Here is a 17,119-nt window from a genome sequence, read left to right on the forward strand (position 1 = left end):
TACATAGGGGCGGGGGAAGTCATGAAGAGAAGATGGCTTGTATCTGTAATGATGATCGGACTACTGGCAACGACGGCTTGCAGCGAGCAACAGCCCGCTTTGGCACCCCAGAAGGAAGTGAAGCATGTCGTTGTTGCGCCAGTGAAGAAGGAGCAGGCTGTCACCGTCACGGAGTTGTCTGGTACGCTGGCTCCTTTGGAGGAAGCACTCGTTTCTTTTGAAGTAGGCGGTCGTATTGTGGAGATGAACCGAAAAGAAGGGGACACGGTCAAAGCGGGAGATGTGCTTGCCCGTGTAAACGCCACAGATTATTCACTCCAGGTTGCTTCGTCCAGCGCTGCCGTGCAGCAAAGTGCGGCGAATCTTAGCAAGGTAAACAATGGCGCGAGAGAGCAAGAAGTGACACAGGCGCGTTTGCTTGTGGAGAAGGCAACAGTTGGACTCCAAAAAATGCAGGATGATTTCAATCGGATTGAAAAGCTCTATCAGCAAAATGCCATTTCCAAAAGCGAGTATGAAAGTGCACAAAATGGATTGACGATTGCGCAAAAGGATTTGCAAAACGCACAGCAGTCTTATTCACTGGTTACTCAAGGGGCTCGTGCGGAAGACAAACAGTTGACGCAGGCTGTATACAATCAGACGATTATCGCCAAAGAAGTGGCAGCCAATACACTTGCCAAAACGCAGCTTCGTTCGCCGATTAATGGGACGATCATCGCCAAGCTCTCGTCTGCGGGCAATTTGGTCGGTTCAGGTACCCCCGTCTATCAGGTCGGCAACATCGACACATTAAAAGTCGTGCTGCCCGTTCCTGACCGTGAGATTTCTGCATGGAAAGTAGGCGAGACGATCTCCTTAGACCTGTATGGACAAAAACGGGATGGCAAAGTGACAAAAATATTTCCTGCCACGAACCAAAATACCGGAACGATTGGCGTAGAGGTTCAAATCGCCAACCAAGCTCGAGACTGGTTTGCTGGTCAGGTGGTGAAAGCAACCAAAACGGTAACGGGGCAGGAAGGTGTCTACGTACCAGTAGAAGCAGTCATCAGTAGAGGAAAAGATGATGCGCATGTCTTCGTTAATGCAGGCGGCAAGGCTGTCAAAACTAGCGTAGCTATCGGGCAGATTGTAAGTGACAAGCTCGAGATTAAGAACGGCCTAAAAGAAGGAGACCAACTGATCGTCAAAGGGGTGGACCGTTTGTTTGACGGTGACCCAATCGAGGCGGCAGGAGGTACACAACCGTGATCAAGTACATCGTACAAAAGCGCAAAATCACGCTCCTGTTTTTCAGCATGATCGTACTTGTGGGCTCCCTCAGCTTTTTTCAACTGCCCAAGCAAGAGATGCCGGATATTATCGTGAACATGGCGACGATCACGACGGTTTACCCGGGAGCTTCGCCGGAAAAGGTCGAGCAGGCTGTTACGAAAAAGCTGGAAGAAAAAATCAATGAATTGCAGGGACTTAACTATATTTCATCCTCATCTTCCCTCGGCGTCTCATTTATCATGGTGGAAGCAAAGAGTGACGTAGACCCGAAGCAAAAATGGGATGAATTGCGGAAGAAGGTAAAAGACGCAGAGGCTGATCTGCCAGCCGATGCGAAACAACCGATCATCAATGATGATTTGAACCGTACGTTTGTCCAATCGTTTGCGGTCACTGCTGACACGCGTGAGGAATTGTACAGCATGCGTACCATGCTGAAATCGTGGAAAGAACAGCTGCGCACTATTCCAAACGTAGCGGATGTACTGGTGGAAGGTCTACCGGAGCAGGAAGTCCACATCGAGGTTGATACGCAAAAGCTGAGCCAGTACGGGATCACGTGGAGTCAGGTGATGATGGCTGTCAAAAAGGAAAATGAAAAAATCCCGCTTGGCGACCTGACCACAGAAAAACGGACCTACCAGCTCAAGCTGGCGGAAAATACAGATGTCGAAGAACTGAACAACGTCATTATCTCCCGTTCAAAAGAGGGTTTCCCGATCTATCTGAAGGACATCGGATCGATCAAAATGACGACGGAGACGGTGAAAACAACCTCGTATTTCAATGGGAAGCCTTCGATCACGATCAGCGTCAATGCAGAGACGGGAAGTGATGTGCCGTCCTTGCAGAAGCGCGTAGACGAGATGATGGTGACGCTGGATAAAACACTTCCGGCAGGGGCCGAAAGACACTCGATTTATAGTCAAAATGAACGCGTCGATGAGCTTTTTAGCGACCTGACCCGAGAAATGATGATTGCCATCATCGCTGTTTTGGTGGTGTGTGCGCTCGGATTGAACCTGATCACATCGTTGGTAGTCGCGATGGCGATTCCGATTTCTTTGGCTGTGGGGCTTATGTTCCTGCCATCTCTGGGTATTTCACTCAACATGATCTCGATCGTTTCCTTGATTATTGTTCTTGGGATCTTGGTCGATGACGCCGTGGTGGTCAATGACAATATCGAGCGGCGACTGTCTGTCCTGGGCGAAAAACCGATGGCTGCGGCGGTTAATGGTGCCAAGGAAGTATCAATTTCGATCACGACCGCTACGCTGGCTACGATTGCGTCGTTTGCGCCCTTGATGTTTTTGAGCGGCAACGTCGGGCAGTTCATTCGCCCGGTTCCGGTCATTATTTCGATGACGATGCTGGCGTCCATGCTCATGTCGCTGACGATCATCCCGATCTTTCGCCAATGGTATGAGCAACGTAGAAAGGCCGGCGTTGAAGGGTATCGCAAGCCCGCTGGACTTTTGGGAAAACAATTGTTGCAGCTGACCAAGTGGTATGCGAGCAAGTTCATGCCGAAAATTTTGAAGCGACCGCTTTTGGCAGGAATGATTGGCGTATTGATTGGAACGGCAGCTTATGGATTGATACCGCTCACTCCGGTGGAATTGTTCCCGAACGATGATCGCCCGCAGTTTCTCATCGATATCCGTCTTCCCGTGGGCAACAGTCTGGAAGAAACAGACCGGGTGGTGCGTGGGACGGCAGACTGGGTGTTGAAGCAGCCCGGCATCGAGGCAGTATCTGCCTACGCTGGAGGCAGTGCACCGAAAATGTTCGGCGGAGATACGGCTGCCGGAAGCGGCATTACCGTCGGACAGCTGGTGGTTCGTTATAATGAAAAAGAGACCCATCTCGAGAACATGCTGGAGCCGTGGACGGAGGAATTCAAAAAGCTGTATCCAGAAGCGAGTATCTTGATGAAGCAGTTGGAGGCAGGTCCCCCGGTTGGAAAACCAGTTGTGATTCGTTTGTATGGAGAGGATATTGAGACGCTGCGCTCTCTTTCTGCACAAACAAAAGAAAAGGTTGCCGGATTAGAGGGAACGTACAATGTGCAAGACGATTTTGGGGTAGAACGCTACACCTTGGAATTTGTCGTCAACAAAGAGCTGATGGAGCAAAAGCTCGTCAACTACACGGACTTGTCCACGACATTGCGTCTGGTGAGCGAAGGCATTACCGTCAGCGAGTTTGATACGGGCTCAGACTTGATAGATATGAAGCTGTTCTTGCAAAAAGGCCAGGAAGACCCTGCCTTGTTGTTCCAGCGACTCAGCATCGCCAATGCGCGAGGAGAGCTGATCCCGCTGTCACAGCTCGCGGAGGTAAAACCGACTTTCAGTACACAGACGATCCCGCATCGTGATTTGTCGCGGAGCGTGACAGTTACCAGTGATCTGAAAGGCAGAACCGCGACAGAAGTAATGGCAGAGATCAAGCCGATGCTCGATAATATGTCCTTGCCTGAAGGATACCGCTATGAGATTGGCGGCGAGACTTCCGAGCAGACTGATATTTTCATCGACATGGGCAAACTCTCGATTCTGGTCGTTTTCCTGATCCTGATTTTGATCGCGATGCAATTCTATTCCTTGACCATTCCGATACTGGTTACAAGTACGATTTATCTCGCTGTATCAGGGAGCTTGATCGGCTTGTTCGTGACCCAAACGCCACTTGGCTTTATGACAATGATGGGGATTATTGCGTTGGCGGGCATCGTGGTGCGTAACGGAATCGTTTTGATCGAGTTCATCGAGGAGGCACGCCATACAGGCATGGAGCTGAAGCAGGCGGTTATTTCTGCGTGTGAGGCGCGACTGCGGCCTATTCTTTTGACCTCGCTTACAGCGATTGCGGGTATGATGCCGCTCGCTATTTCAGGTGACGTTTTGTTCAAACCGCTAGCGGTCACCATTATTTCCGGATTGGCGTTTTCGACCCTTTTGACCTTGATCGTCGTGCCGTCCTTCTATATGGTTCTGACGCAGCACAAGATCAAAAAGCTGGCGAAAAAAGCCGCGAAGCGCCCGGACTTGTACGGGCCTGAGGCGGAGACACTGTAATACATGCAACAGCGGCAAACTCTCCGATTTATTTCTTTCGGGAGTTTGTCGCTGTTTTTTAGTAAGCTTTTCTTGCTTTTCGCCAGCCGATTATCAAAAGAGCAAGGATCAGTATGAGAAAAACAAGTACACATAAAGCCCAGATTGACTGTAGCAGCATGCTTTGGTTGACTAGCCAGGGAATCTCCTCCAGAGGCATGTTTTTCATTTTGGGGAGTGAAGGAATGATCATCGCGTCTGCATAAATGTGCAGGACGATCGGAGCTAGCAGTCCCCAGCGAAGTGCTGCCCATGCCCACAAAACACCAATGAGAAACGATTCAAAAATAGCTCCCAGACCATGCCCAGGTACGTGATAGTAGGCGAAAATTATCGAAGGAATGAGTAGATACATCCATCTTGCACCAGTGGGCAGGTCTGTGTTCCCCCGATAGAGGAGTGTTAGCAAGAGAAACGGGATGCCGCGAAAGACAAGCTCCTCCCACAAAGGATTATGCCAAGTGGCAAACACAAGCAGATTTGCTTTGTCAGCGAGTGACTGTGCACCGATTGGCTGCGTGCTAGACCATCCGCTAATCGCCTGAAAAGCAGCTCCAGCCGCTTTTGCCAATAAGAGACCGACAAGGATGAACAGAAATGCCTGCCCCAATTTTTTCCTCCCTACAAGCCATAAGATGCCGCCAGCGTAAAGCAGCGAGATCACACCAAAAATAAGCCAGCCAGGAAGAGGGACAGCGACCTTCCAATCGGTTTTCGGCCAGAATAGGAGAGATACGGAAACCGTTTGTCCCAAAAAACCTGAGGAGAGAAATTGTCCCCAGGAGGCGAGCAGGGGCAGAAAGAGCATCATCATCAATAGAAGAAGGAAAAGTGGGCTTTTGGTTACGTATCGAAATGTATTTGTCCACATTTGCGAAAACCTCTCATTCCAACCATTTTTCCATATAATCCTATATGCCTTTTACTCGGTCTAGGCGAAAATGGCATTCTTCAGATTTTTGTAAGAGTTTGATTAAGCAAGAAATGGTATCAGACGTATGATATGATAGAATCAAAATTCACTGTCAGTAATAGATAGAGAGCAGTACAGGAAGGGAGTGTCCAGGATGCAACAGCCCCAGCTTCTTCATGAAGAAAAGGTATTCAAAGACCCTGTTCACCGCTACGTCCACGTGCGGGACAAATTCATTTGGGATTTGATCAACTCCGCAGAATTCCAACGTTTGCGCAGAGTCAAGCAACTGGGCACCAGCTTTTTTACGTTTCACGGTGGAGAGCATAGCCGCTTTAACCACTCGCTTGGCGTGTATGAACTGATGCGCAGAATTTTGGAGACGTTCGAAGGTCGGATTCAGTTGACGTACGAGGAAAAGCTGCTGTGTCTATGTGCGGCTTTGCTCCACGATGTGGGCCACGGTCCGTTTTCCCATTCGTTTGAAAAGGTGTTCAAGTACCATCACGAGGATTGGACGCGCGCCATTTTGCTTGGAGATACGCAAATCAACCGCATTCTTCGTCGGTTTGATGATAGCTTCCCGAAGAAATTGGCAGAAGTGATTAATAAGACATATGACAATAAACTGATCGTAAGCCTCATCTCCAGCCAGCTCGATGCCGATCGGATGGATTACTTGCTGCGTGATGCCTACTATACGGGCGTCAATTATGGCAATTTCGAGATTGAGCGTATCTTGCGTGTCATGCGGCCGCAGGAGGATGGCATTGTCTTTAAATTCAGCGGGATGCATGCTGTCGAAGACTACATCATGTCTCGCTATCAAATGTACTGGCAGGTCTATTTCCATCCCGTTACACGAAGTGCGGAAGTCATCTTGTGCAAAATTTTTCAACGGGCAAAGCTCTTGTTCTCCCAAGGCTATCCGTTCATGCAGGAACCTGTCATGCTGTTGCCTTTTTTGCAGGAAAAGGTAGAGCTCGCTGACTATTTGGCGCTCGATGAATCCATTATTCTTTTCTATATGCAACTCTGGCGCAGAGAGCAAGACCCTGTGTTGAAAGATTTGTGCGCCCGTTTTTTGGACAGGAATCTCTTTAAATACGTCGAATATAATCCGAGGGATTTTCGCTTGCTGTCAGAACTAAAAGAACTATTTCAATCTGCCGGAATTGATCCGATGTATTATTTGGAGGTAGACACGACCTCCGATCTTCCGTATGATTTTTACCGTGCCGGAGAAGAAGAGGAGCGCATTCCGATTATGCTCCAAATGCCTTCAGGCGAGCTGGTCGAGCTGTCACAGAAGTCAGAAATTGTACAGGCCATTAGCGGAAAGCGGCGCTTTGATTACAAGCTGTACTTTCCATTGGATAAAGTCATGGCTTTGCCGGGGGATCTCTCCCGTAAGATTCGAGAACGTCTGGGAGTGATGGAGGATGCTTAATCGTCACGCCAAGATCATACGCCTGATTGAGATAGTCGGCGAAGTGAGCGGGCGAAAAAAATTGCAAAAGATGGTGTACATAGGAAAACATCTGGAGATGGATTTCGATGAGCGCTACGAGTTTCACATGTACGGTCCATATTCGGAGGAACTGACGCTTAGAGTAGATGAGCTGTGCAACATGGGGCTTCTGGATGAGCAAATGGAGAGTAAAGGTGCCATTCATATGTATCGTTACTCTTTGAACGAAACCGGTCATGATTTTCTCAAGTTTCATGAGGTTGACTTCGGGAGTGGAGAACGTGCGATTTTGCGCATGAACGAGGAGAATTCCCGTTTTCTCGAGCTGGTTTCTACGATTCTGTATTTCAACCACCTGCCTTATGAGGAAATGAAGGGCAAAATCTTTACGTTTAAGAGCAAGCAGCGCTACACCGAGGAAGAGATTCAAAAAGGGCAAGCGTTTATCGAAGAACTGCGTGCCCTGATGAAGGAAGACGGCGGCAATGCAAGTAAGCAATAGGGAACACCATACAAGGACAAGCACGGCGTACGAACTTGCAAGAGTTGTGGTACGTCTTTTTTTTATACATGTCAGCCAGTCCAATGGGGCTGGCTTTTTTTGTCTCAGTTCGGAGCTGCATAATACGGGCATCGTTCTTTGACAAGTGCATAGGTATGAAACATTTTGCTTAGCGAAAGGGAGATGGACGTGAGCAGAAGCAAGCAATGGTGGCTGTGGATCGCGCTCGGTGTTGTGATACTTGTCGCCGGTATAAGCGTGTGGGGGACAGCCAGTGCGCATGAAGTGAGAGTGGTGTATGTCTATAGTGATAGCTGCGTGTATTGTACGGAGTTTGGGCCGACATTTGAGAGAGTCGTGAAGGAATATCCACCGGAAATGATTCAACGATTGGATATCCATGAGCAGAAAGAGCTGGATGAAGCGTCGCGCCTCGGGGCAGAGGCAACTCCCACTGTTTTTGTCGTCGAACAAGGTAAGGTGGTCGACAAGCTGGAAGGGGCGGTACCCGAGAATACGTTGCGAAGCTTTTTGCAAAGGAACCTAAATCAGACTCTTTCTAAAAATGGATAATATAGGTAAAATATCCGGTAAAGAGGGGGGCATTCCATGAACAAACGTGCAATGATGTCATGTCTACTAGCAGCTGTTCTCGCAATGGCAGGGCTTACTGGAGTAGCTGACAGTTCTAACGTACAGGCTGCTGCGTCAGCGAAGGATTACGCTTCACATACAGCAAAGGCAGCCATTGATTTCGGTGTACAGAAGAAATACTTATGGCTGGATAGCAAGGGGAACTTTTATCCGAATAGTCAAATCACGCAGGGGCAGTTTATTGCGAGTTTAGTAGCGATTCGCGGATTGAAGGAGGCAGAGCCCGTACCGCAGCTCCCAGCGGGGCACTGGGCGAAGATGAGCTATGAGAAGGCGCAGAAGGCGGGGATTTTGGCGGGAGTGAAAGTCGAGCCGAACAGACTGATGACGAAGGAAGAAACAGCAGCGCTGGTGTATGCTGCATGGAAGCCGATTCGGGGTGAAAAGAATCCGAATTTAACCAATACCGGGGCGCTGATCACGTGGGGATGGATGAAGCCTGCGCCTAGTGGACAGCCCAAATTTCGTGAGGATTTGCCTGTGACACGAGGGGAAGCGGCGGAGATTTTGCGTTATTTGTGGAAGGATAAGTGGCAGCTTGAGCAAGGGGCTAAATTTGCGGATGAGTTTCATAAGAGCTTGAAGGTTGTGAATGGGAAGATTAGTGGGAAGGTGCCTAAGGGTGGTAATAATTTCAGGATAATAACACAAATTAATAAAAAACAAGGTGGAAGAGATGGTTATTCAAACAACCAAATCTTTAGTATTTCAGTAAATAACGTAAGCTATATTGTATTTAAAGTAATAAATTTCAACGACTCAACCTCAGCAGGTACCTACTTGTATACAAAATTACCCGGTTTAGAACGAATAAATAACACCCCAAAATTCCATGAATAAGTGAAAGGGGAGAAATAAATGCGAATCTTTTTAACTAAGCATAGAAAATTATTTCTTTCTGCGCTTTCTTTTTTTCTCCTGCTTGGGTTATTAATGACTCAGCCAAATTTGGCGAAAGCCTCACCTAATGATCATGGTATTGTTCTCGCTACTGTTGATTCAAATAAAAAGCTTGCGCCAGAAAACGTATACGATATACTCCAAATCCAGGGGATTGATGCAGATCTAGGTGCAACAGTTTCGCACGTTGAAGTAGATCGAGTTATTGATAGTAATAGAGTGTTGCTCTTTGCTGATGTATTCCAAAAGGCGGATCGGGGTTGGTATTTTGTAGACGAGTCGGAAGCTATCTATTGGATCAAACGTTTTGGTGGAAATTTCAACTACATTCTCGGTGGAGTTGGTAATGTCTATAGTAAGGAGGTTACCAGTGACACTTCAATTAATTTTAAAAAGTACCAAGCCTACAACCTCGCAGAACTAGCCTCCGCTTCAGGCGGCGCAGGCTACACCAAAGGAGACAACCTCGTCCCAGACGGCAAAGGCGGATACATCTCAGTAGGCCACTTCCGAACAACCCCACAACCCAGCGGCAGCATAACCACCAACAAAACCAAATACAACCTCAACGAAACAGTTGAGATCCATGCAAATGCCACGGACTTTTCTTACTATGACCGCGGCATTTTTGTATGGTCTTTAAATGTGATCAACAAGACAACAGGACGTGGATACAAGAGCCTCTTGTCTAATCAAAAATTCAACGATCCAAGCACGGCTACACCCACAGTAAACGAGACAAGCAATCCCCCGGGCTACAAGTGGACCTATAAAAATACCGAATATAAGCCTACCGAGCCAGGAGTGTATGAAGTATCGTTAACAATCACTGACCTGCATCAAAGAAGCCGCCAAGGATCAAGCAGCATAAGCGTTTCCACACCTTATATAGCACAATTCACAGTAGGAGATGTAATCCCGCCGGAGAAGCCTGATCCCGAAAAGCCTGACCCGGGCCCAGCGTGTTTGATCGGATCAACAAAAACCAAACTGAACATTCAAGTCGTTGGCGACAAGGATATAAAAGACCACAATGCTGTTGCCAGCGGCGGCTCAGATATTGCCGTCGAAAAAAATGCCGATATCACTCTCTCTGCCAATAAACCGGGAAAATACACGATGAATGGTTATGACATGAAGCCTGGAGCGAATGGGAATCGGAAGGTCGCGACAGGTAGGGTGGGTAGCTCTGGACGGGTAAAAGTCGTTTACATCAGTGATGATGGAACAGAGTGCTGGGAGAAATATTTGAGAGTCGAGTCGCCAGATGGGGAAGACTCATGCCCCATCGTTACGCTATCGGCATCTGCAGTAAGAAACGGTGAAACGATTGAGATTATGCCGTTCGATACACTTGCGTTCCGAGCCAAATACACAACCAAATACGGAGATAGCTCGGAGGCATCTCTCAAGTGGGATGTATCGCTTCCAAACGGAAAAATCTATACCTTGCCAGTCAAAGAAAATGACAATGGCAGATGGGGACCCTATGATTCCTCCAGTTTAAAGCTTCCGGACGGAAATGTTCATAACCCGTACTATTTTCCATTCGAGCGAGGAAAAACGTACAAACTGAAGCTAAACTTCGATGGAACAAAGTGGGGGGAGCGACCTGAATGCAATTGGGAAATAACGATTGTGGTAAAAGATGCTTCCTGCTCAATCGCTGATCAAAAAAAGGTTGCGTTTTTGGTGCATAGCGAACCACCACTGCCATTTTCTCCCGAAGGGGAAAGCATGAACGGATCGGTCAGCTCAGGTTTTACACTGAAAGACCCCGTATACATCAAGTACTTTACAGAGGTTGGAGATCAATACGATACCAATCTATCGTTTTCTTCGAAGGTATCTGGTACTTGGTATTGGAAGAGCCCCGGTGGAAAAACAGCGTTAACCGACAAGCTTGCAGCGGGCGAGCCATTTAGGCTCATGTTGCCGGCAAACGTAGATGTTGGCGATGAAATTGTACTGCTGTTCGAGTCCGAGACGGGCTGTACAGGTGAGGTGCGATTCACCATTGAGTCTGACCAAAAATGCTGGGATATTCTAGCGTCAGTAGAAATTGATCGAAACAATCAGAAGTGGAGCAAGGATATCCAACGTGGGGAAACCATTGAAATAGCAGCAGATGAGATTCGAGACAAGTATCGGTTTCGGATGTTTTTGTCGGATGATAGTCACTTTTCAATGAGATGGTTTGATCCTGCGTCTGGCTCTTGGGAAAGAAAGCGAGACGGAAAGGCACTCGATAGCTCAAACAGCTCCACAAATAGCCACTGGGTGTATTTCCCGAGAGACGAAAATGGTCTTCTTTTAGAAGGGCTGTACAAGGTGCAATTTTATTCAACCCAGAGTGACGGCTGCGACGGTCATTTTTTTGTGCAAATCGGCAAAGGTGATCCAAAACCGGATGGAGAGAATTTACTCATTGTGAAATCGAGCTTTCAAATTGATCCGAAGAGCCCTCGAGCTGCAGGAACCGATGCGACGATTACATTTAACGTGAAGAATGCCGGGAAATTAACGCATGATACGAAATTGGCTGTTCGCTGGGGTAGCTCAGAAAAGGAAACTCGCTTGGACGTGAATGAATTCAAGCCGGGTGAGGTGCGCAAGATCACGGTTCCGACGAAGTATCCGCGAAAATCCGAGGATTTTATCGCCCATATCAATCCTGCGAAATCCATGCCGGAAAACGAGACGATCTGGACAGACAATCGTGCGGCTTGGCCAGTGAAGATTGTCGGTGGAGAAGTTCCGGAGCCGCCTGGCGGTGGGGGCGATTTTGATGGCGGTGAAATTGGCTTGGAGATTTATGACAGTGACGGTCGACAGCTACAAAAACTGCCATTACATGCTGACGGCGTGTGGGAACGTGAGCCCGCTACGATTCGCGTGGTCATAGATCAGACGAAAATAAACGAAGGCTTCCAAAAAACAGAGCAGGAGATCAATCAGAAAATCACGCAATTTAAAGCACAATTGGAGAGTGCAGTCAGCGGGGACAATATTAAAAACGTAACTGTCACTGCGAATCCGGGGTGGATTTCAGATGCCAAGAGTATGGCTGTCTATACGCCACCACAGCTCGATCTGAAGCTGACAGGCCCAGGAGTGCCGATGCAATGGCAGGTAAGCAGTGCATCTACAGGTACTGAGGTCGTGTACACAGGAACTACGGTCCCAACACAGACTACTTGGCGCCAAGTACTCCAATCGCAAAAGTACAAAGCAGAAATCAACGGCTTTGTCATCGTGATGGATTATCAGGTCGATTTTGAGCTGTCCTACGAGAGCTGTGCTATGAACGACGAAGATGAAGAGGTGTGTGAACCACAGAACCTATCCAAAACGATGGCAGGACGCTATATCATTACGGTAAAAGGGGGAGAGCGCTCCTTTGAGGTCTTTGAGCCCAATGCAACAGGCTCGATTCGCCATACAGCCGAATGGGAAGCGTATCATGCCAGAGACCGGTATCCAAACAGCCAGCCAAATGATTACTATGCGGGTGAGCGCATCTTGACACAAGTGGAGCTGCAGGATCGACACCGTCATCCTGTGAGTAACCAGTTTCCCGTCGTGACATCTGCGCAGGCGTGGATTTCAGAAACTGGCATACGCCAAACGCCGTTACAGTCGTTGTTAGCCTTGCAACAAGCGACTCCTCGGCTCTGGAGAGGCCCCTCCTATTCCGCATCCAAGCTAGGAGCTCGTGAAGTGGGCGTAGATACGCCTTTGATGGGGGATAAACAGCATGGCTTCCAAAAGGATGCGAGCTACGCAGTCTATTACTCTGTTTCCTTTCGTTTTGACGTGAACAAAGGCTTCCCCAATCAAAATAAAGCCTCCGGGCAAGGGCACGAGCTAAAAGATTATCAACTACCCTTCCGAATCATTGCAAATGCATGGGAACGACAAGGAATCCGCAACCATACGACTCAGTAAAAATATTTGCACCCCCTCTCTGTCTTTTTCTACAGTAAAGCTAGAAAAAGGATGAGGGGGATTTTTGTGGGAATAATCACGCGGCGCTTGCTATGTGTACTTCTCCTATTCGCTTTATGCTTGGGAAATATAGTAGAACAGGGCTGGGCAAAAGAACGGGAGATATTCATAGAGGAGGCGTGGGCATGGATCGACGAGGGAGAGGTGCGTTTTCAGGCACAATTATCGGGTACTCCGGATAAAGTAGAGCTGTCTGTCAATCAGGACAGCGACAGCAAAACTCGTTCTTTTCACAAGGAGTCTCAGATTTCCCTCGCTGTAATGCCTACAGATGATAGCCCTGTCCAAATAACGATGTTCATAGATGATTCCGAGGAGCCGTTACGTAGCTGGCAGATATCGTTGCCTGAAAATATAGAGCCGACCGTAGAAAAAATAAAAATCAAAAAGGCGCCTTGGGATGAAATGACTGCCGATCAGGGAGAGCCGTTAGAGTTGGTTGAACTAGAGATTGAAGACCAAAACGCAGCTCCGCCGGAAGAGGCAGAACAAGAACAGGAGCAGGATGCCACTGATGAAGAGCTTTCGCGGCTGGCAGAGGAATTTTATGCGGAATTTTCAGGTGAGAATAAGCCAGGAGAAGCGGAACTGCGCAGTCGAGAAGCTCGCTTTGAGGTAGAACCGAATGATACCTTGGGCAGCAAATCGGATTGGCTCTTTGATGGAAAGGACAGCCATGGAAAGATTAGCAGCAAGGATGATGTTGATTTTTGGAAAATCAGAGGAACAACAAATGGACAGATGAATATATCCCTCACAGATATTCGGGCAAACGAAGACTACAATTTGTATATGTATGATGAGGAGGAACGGGAGCTTGCCCGTTCAGAGCAGCATGGAAATGAGCCTGAGCTCATCGAGGGACTGGCACTTGAAAAAGACAAATGGTACTTCATCAAGGTCGTTGGAAAACAGGGCTCGTTTTCGAAAGATTACTACTACCGCTTGCGAGCTGATTTCTCCGCAGATCAAGGAGGGGGCAAGGCAGATGGATACGAGCCAAACGACACAATGGAAGAGGCCTACGAGCTGGATGCGTATAACCGAAATATCGTAGGGAATCTTCATTCAAAGACGGATGTGGATTTTTACAGCTTATCCATTAAGCTCTCCTCTACTGTGGAGGTCTCCCTCAAGGATATCCCTACTGGAATGGATATGGACGTATTTCTCCTCGACGAGGCCGGAAAAGTCGTCGCTAGGTCCGAGAAAGCGAAAAATTCGGATGAACATATTATCTTCAATGCCTATCCTGGAACCTACAAAGTCAAGGTCATGGCCAGCCAACGCTCGGGATTTACTGCTAACTCGTACAGTCTTTATATAGGAGACAGAACGATTCCGGTTATCTTAATCCCGGGAGTGGGTGGATCGCGCCTGGAAGTGGAGCAGAATGGAAAGAGATCGGAAATATGGTTGGGACTTGGCGATAGTCTCATTGGTATTAATGATCCTAAACACCGTCGGCTACTCTCGTTGGAGCCGATCAAGCCAAATAGTGTAGATGTGCAGCCAGTCGTCCGTGATGCGACGATCCACCCGGAAAAAGATGATTTTTATGCCATCGAGTATCTTTCCTATGCACCGTTTTTAAAAGAACTTACCGAACAGTATTACAGCATGGTAAAGGAACTGGAGAAGGCAGGATACAAAAAGCACCGCACCTTATTTGCACTGCCGTACGATTGGCGTTACAGCAGCACCAAAAATGCCAAACTTCTAAAAGAGAAAATCGACGCTGCACTGAAGGCAAGTGGGGCAAATCAGGTGCATTTGGTGGCACATAGCATGGGTGGGCTCTTGGTAAAAGAAACACTTCTATCCAATGTGTCCTACCAGCGCAAAGTGAATCGTGTCGTATACATGGGCACACCCTTCCTTGGCTCTCCACGGGCCTATCAGGCTCTTAAGCACGGATACAATTTTTCGATCCCTTGGCTGGATGAGGAAACAGGGAAAGTGATTTCCTCTTATGCACCTGCCGTTTACGAGCTGTTACCCTCTAAAAAATACTTTGAAACGGTTGGCTTCCTGAAAAGGAGTAACATTCAGTACTACACCTATGATGAATTTTTAAAGGACAAAAATATTCGCCTCGACTATGCGCCGCTCGTCAAACATGGCGGCAAAATGCATGAAAAGTGGGATAACAAAACGATCAATGTTCCCCAGTATTCCATCGTGGGTACAGGTCAAGTAACACTGCTCGGTTACTTTTACGATTCTTTTTATAACGAATGGTCCCCGATTCTCGATCCTGGCGTTGGGGATGGTACCGTTCCGTATATGAGTGCCAATTACGCCCAGAAGGATATGAAAAAACGATACTACGTGAAAGGCGAACACGCCAAACTGCCGACCATACCAGAAGTCATCGACCAAGTAACGCGATTGCTACAGGGAGATGAGGAATTACAATCAGGATTGCGCAATGCTCCGGACCAAAATGCTGACTACCTGTATTACATCATTGCACAAGATGACAAAAGCTTTCCTGAAGTGACGATAAACAAATCCGGTCAGACCTTTACGCTCGACGCCAATAAAAAAGAAGTGCGGGAAGACCTGTCAATTGAATATCACGATCGCATCGTTGTTATCCATGTTCGAGATGGTGAAAACTTGGAATTCCAGCCGCCTGTAGCTGTAGAGGGAGAGGAGCCAGCGCGCTTTCTGATCAAACGCTTTTCTTCAGATGATTCGGAGCGTTACAAAGAAACAGGAAGACGTTACGTGCTTGATGTGCGTGGACTGACAGAGGTAGAAGAATCTACGGATTCCAATGATGTGTAGTCATCAAAAACAAAGGGTGTAAGGCAATGGATGATAATTGGATAGTCTGGTTCATACTCGGTCCTTTCGTATTTTCATTGATGTTTGCGGGGCCTTTGATCGGTTTGCTCATCGCCGCTTCCATTCGCTTCACGCTAGGCTTTCGAGGCTGGTTGATCTTTCTAAGTGTTCTTTTTATCAGCTTTGTGTACTACCTGTTTATTGTTCCCTCTGACACGATGCTAGGTGAACTGTTAGTCATGAAGGTTGCCATGGCGGTCCATACAGCCGTCGTAACAATCCTGATCATGTGGGGCATCGAAAAAATGATCCAGCTCGTAAACAAAAAACGAAACACCCAATAGCCCATGGATAAATAACTGGGCACATAGGCAAATTGCGTCATCGCACGCTTTTCGAGTAGAATAAAGGAAGGAGAATGATTGTCTGGAGGTTATTCAAATGGATATTTTTGATAATAAAAAAGGCGGCTTTACCATCATGAGTGGAAAAACCGATGTACATGGCGGTTTTGGTCAAGGTGTACTCGACCTGAATGCTGTATCCTCGGTCATAATCGATGGGGACGAAGCGTACATTGACATGGGTGCCTTGCATGCCAAAAGTTCTGTAGAAAAGGGCATCAAATGGACGACAAATAAAGAAGAAGTACCAAATGGAAAGCCTTATTGGCTCGTTTGGGTAACAGTCGATCGCAATGAAGCTGGTCCTTACTATGCAGGGGCAACTGCGTGCTACATGGAAATTGATCGGGAAGCGCGTCGGGGATACAAAATTTTGGCAGATCACGTGAATCGCATGGATTACTCCATGAAGAGACGTATTATGCTGTCCGATCTATCCGATAAGGAAAAGGCCGCTTTGAAAAAGCTTTTGATTGAAAATAACGCAGCGATGTATGAGAATTCCACAGAGGAATTAAAGCAAAATTTGTCCTAAAGTTGGAAATCGTGAACGGTCTGTGAACAAATCGTGAAATCAATTGTTCACACAATTGAAGTCAGGTAAACTTATTTCCATATTGTGTACATGTACACTTGGTCAGCAAACAGGGAGAGAGCCGTCACTCTTTCCCTGTTTGTCTTATATATAATTATCATTGCTGATCATAGTTTTTGGGAAATCGCGGAACACTAATGGGGATTGAACCAAACTGTTTGAGGGAAGGGGCGGTACCCATTGGAAGAAGATCTCCGTGGTAATGAACAATCGCATGATCATTTTGTGAGGCACGGTGGTGTCCATTTCCGCACACACGTGACTCCGACCGAGATAAACAACTTTGTACGCAAGCTCCCTGCTGGAAAAAGGGACAGCTTGTTCGAAGTATTGGAACAGCTTGATCATGCCGGCCTGATTACGATCGTCAACGACCATGTTTTTGCCGATGGAGATGGAGTCGTGGGCGGCGGGGACAATCAGAGCACGCTAGGTTAATAGGCATATCAAAAAGGACGTACTCGATCAAGAGAAACGTC

Annotated in this window: 12 protein-coding genes; 11 read left to right on the plus strand and 1 reads right to left on the minus strand. The window is 47.5% G+C overall.

What is annotated here, in order from left to right; genetic code table 11:
* The first annotated feature begins 21 nt into the window (after window positions 1–21).
* On the plus strand, window positions 22–1,254 hold the full coding sequence (locus tag M3630_RS14875) for an efflux RND transporter periplasmic adaptor subunit (protein ID WP_251252599.1): 1,233 nt from the start codon (window positions 22–24) through the stop codon (window positions 1,252–1,254).
* Complete coding sequence (locus M3630_RS14880) at window positions 1,251–4,361, plus strand: efflux RND transporter permease subunit (RefSeq protein ID WP_251252600.1); 3,111 nt, start codon at window positions 1,251–1,253, stop codon at window positions 4,359–4,361. Before M3630_RS14875 ends, M3630_RS14880 begins: the two co-directional genes overlap by 4 nt.
* Window positions 4,362–4,419: 58 nt before the next feature.
* Here the strand turns inward: M3630_RS14880 and M3630_RS14885 are convergent, their stop codons facing one another.
* On the minus strand, window positions 4,420–5,271 hold the full coding sequence (locus tag M3630_RS14885; RefSeq protein WP_251252601.1) for a CPBP family intramembrane glutamic endopeptidase: 852 nt from the start codon (window positions 5,269–5,271) through the stop codon (window positions 4,420–4,422).
* 196 nt (window positions 5,272–5,467) lie between these two features.
* On the opposite strand from M3630_RS14885, the gene M3630_RS14890 reads away from it, so the two are divergent.
* The 9 genes from M3630_RS14890 (at window position 5,468) to M3630_RS14930 (ending at window position 17,078) form a co-directional block, all read left to right on the plus strand.
* On the plus strand, window positions 5,468–6,763 hold the full coding sequence (locus M3630_RS14890) for an HD domain-containing protein (RefSeq protein WP_007724798.1): 1,296 nt from the start codon (window positions 5,468–5,470) through the stop codon (window positions 6,761–6,763).
* Window positions 6,756–7,286, plus strand: a complete 531-nt coding sequence (locus M3630_RS14895; RefSeq protein ID WP_251252602.1) for a YwgA family protein — start codon at window positions 6,756–6,758, stop codon at window positions 7,284–7,286. Before M3630_RS14890 ends, M3630_RS14895 begins: the two co-directional genes overlap by 8 nt.
* A 183-nt stretch (window positions 7,287–7,469) precedes the next feature.
* Window positions 7,470–7,859: a thioredoxin family protein gene (locus M3630_RS14900; RefSeq protein ID WP_251252603.1), complete on the plus strand. Its 390-nt coding sequence runs from the start codon at window positions 7,470–7,472 to the stop codon at window positions 7,857–7,859.
* A 36-nt stretch (window positions 7,860–7,895) separates the two neighbouring features.
* Window positions 7,896–8,780, plus strand: coding sequence for an S-layer homology domain-containing protein (locus M3630_RS14905; protein WP_251252604.1), 885 nt, complete (start codon window positions 7,896–7,898; stop codon window positions 8,778–8,780).
* Between the two features lie 18 nt (window positions 8,781–8,798).
* Window positions 8,799–12,788 (plus strand): ABC transporter permease, encoded by a 3,990-nt coding sequence (locus M3630_RS14910; protein ID WP_251252605.1) that lies wholly within the window; start codon window positions 8,799–8,801, stop codon window positions 12,786–12,788.
* 66 nt (window positions 12,789–12,854) lie between these two features.
* Window positions 12,855–15,641 (plus strand): lipase/acyltransferase domain-containing protein, encoded by a 2,787-nt coding sequence (locus tag M3630_RS14915; RefSeq protein WP_251252606.1) that lies wholly within the window; start codon window positions 12,855–12,857, stop codon window positions 15,639–15,641.
* Between the two features lie 26 nt (window positions 15,642–15,667).
* Window positions 15,668–15,985: a hypothetical protein gene (locus M3630_RS14920; protein WP_237899547.1), complete on the plus strand. Its 318-nt coding sequence runs from the start codon at window positions 15,668–15,670 to the stop codon at window positions 15,983–15,985.
* A 97-nt stretch (window positions 15,986–16,082) separates the two neighbouring features.
* Window positions 16,083–16,580, plus strand: coding sequence for a YwhD family protein (locus tag M3630_RS14925; RefSeq protein WP_173610426.1), 498 nt, complete (start codon window positions 16,083–16,085; stop codon window positions 16,578–16,580).
* 240 nt (window positions 16,581–16,820) lie between these two features.
* A complete protein-coding gene (locus M3630_RS14930) occupies window positions 16,821–17,078 on the plus strand; it encodes a hypothetical protein (protein WP_015893678.1) in 258 nt (85 codons plus the stop codon).
* The last annotated feature ends 41 nt before the right edge of the window (window positions 17,079–17,119 follow it).

The organism is Brevibacillus sp. MER 51, from assembly GCF_023714195.1.
Classification (GTDB): domain Bacteria; phylum Bacillota; class Bacilli; order Brevibacillales; family Brevibacillaceae; genus Brevibacillus.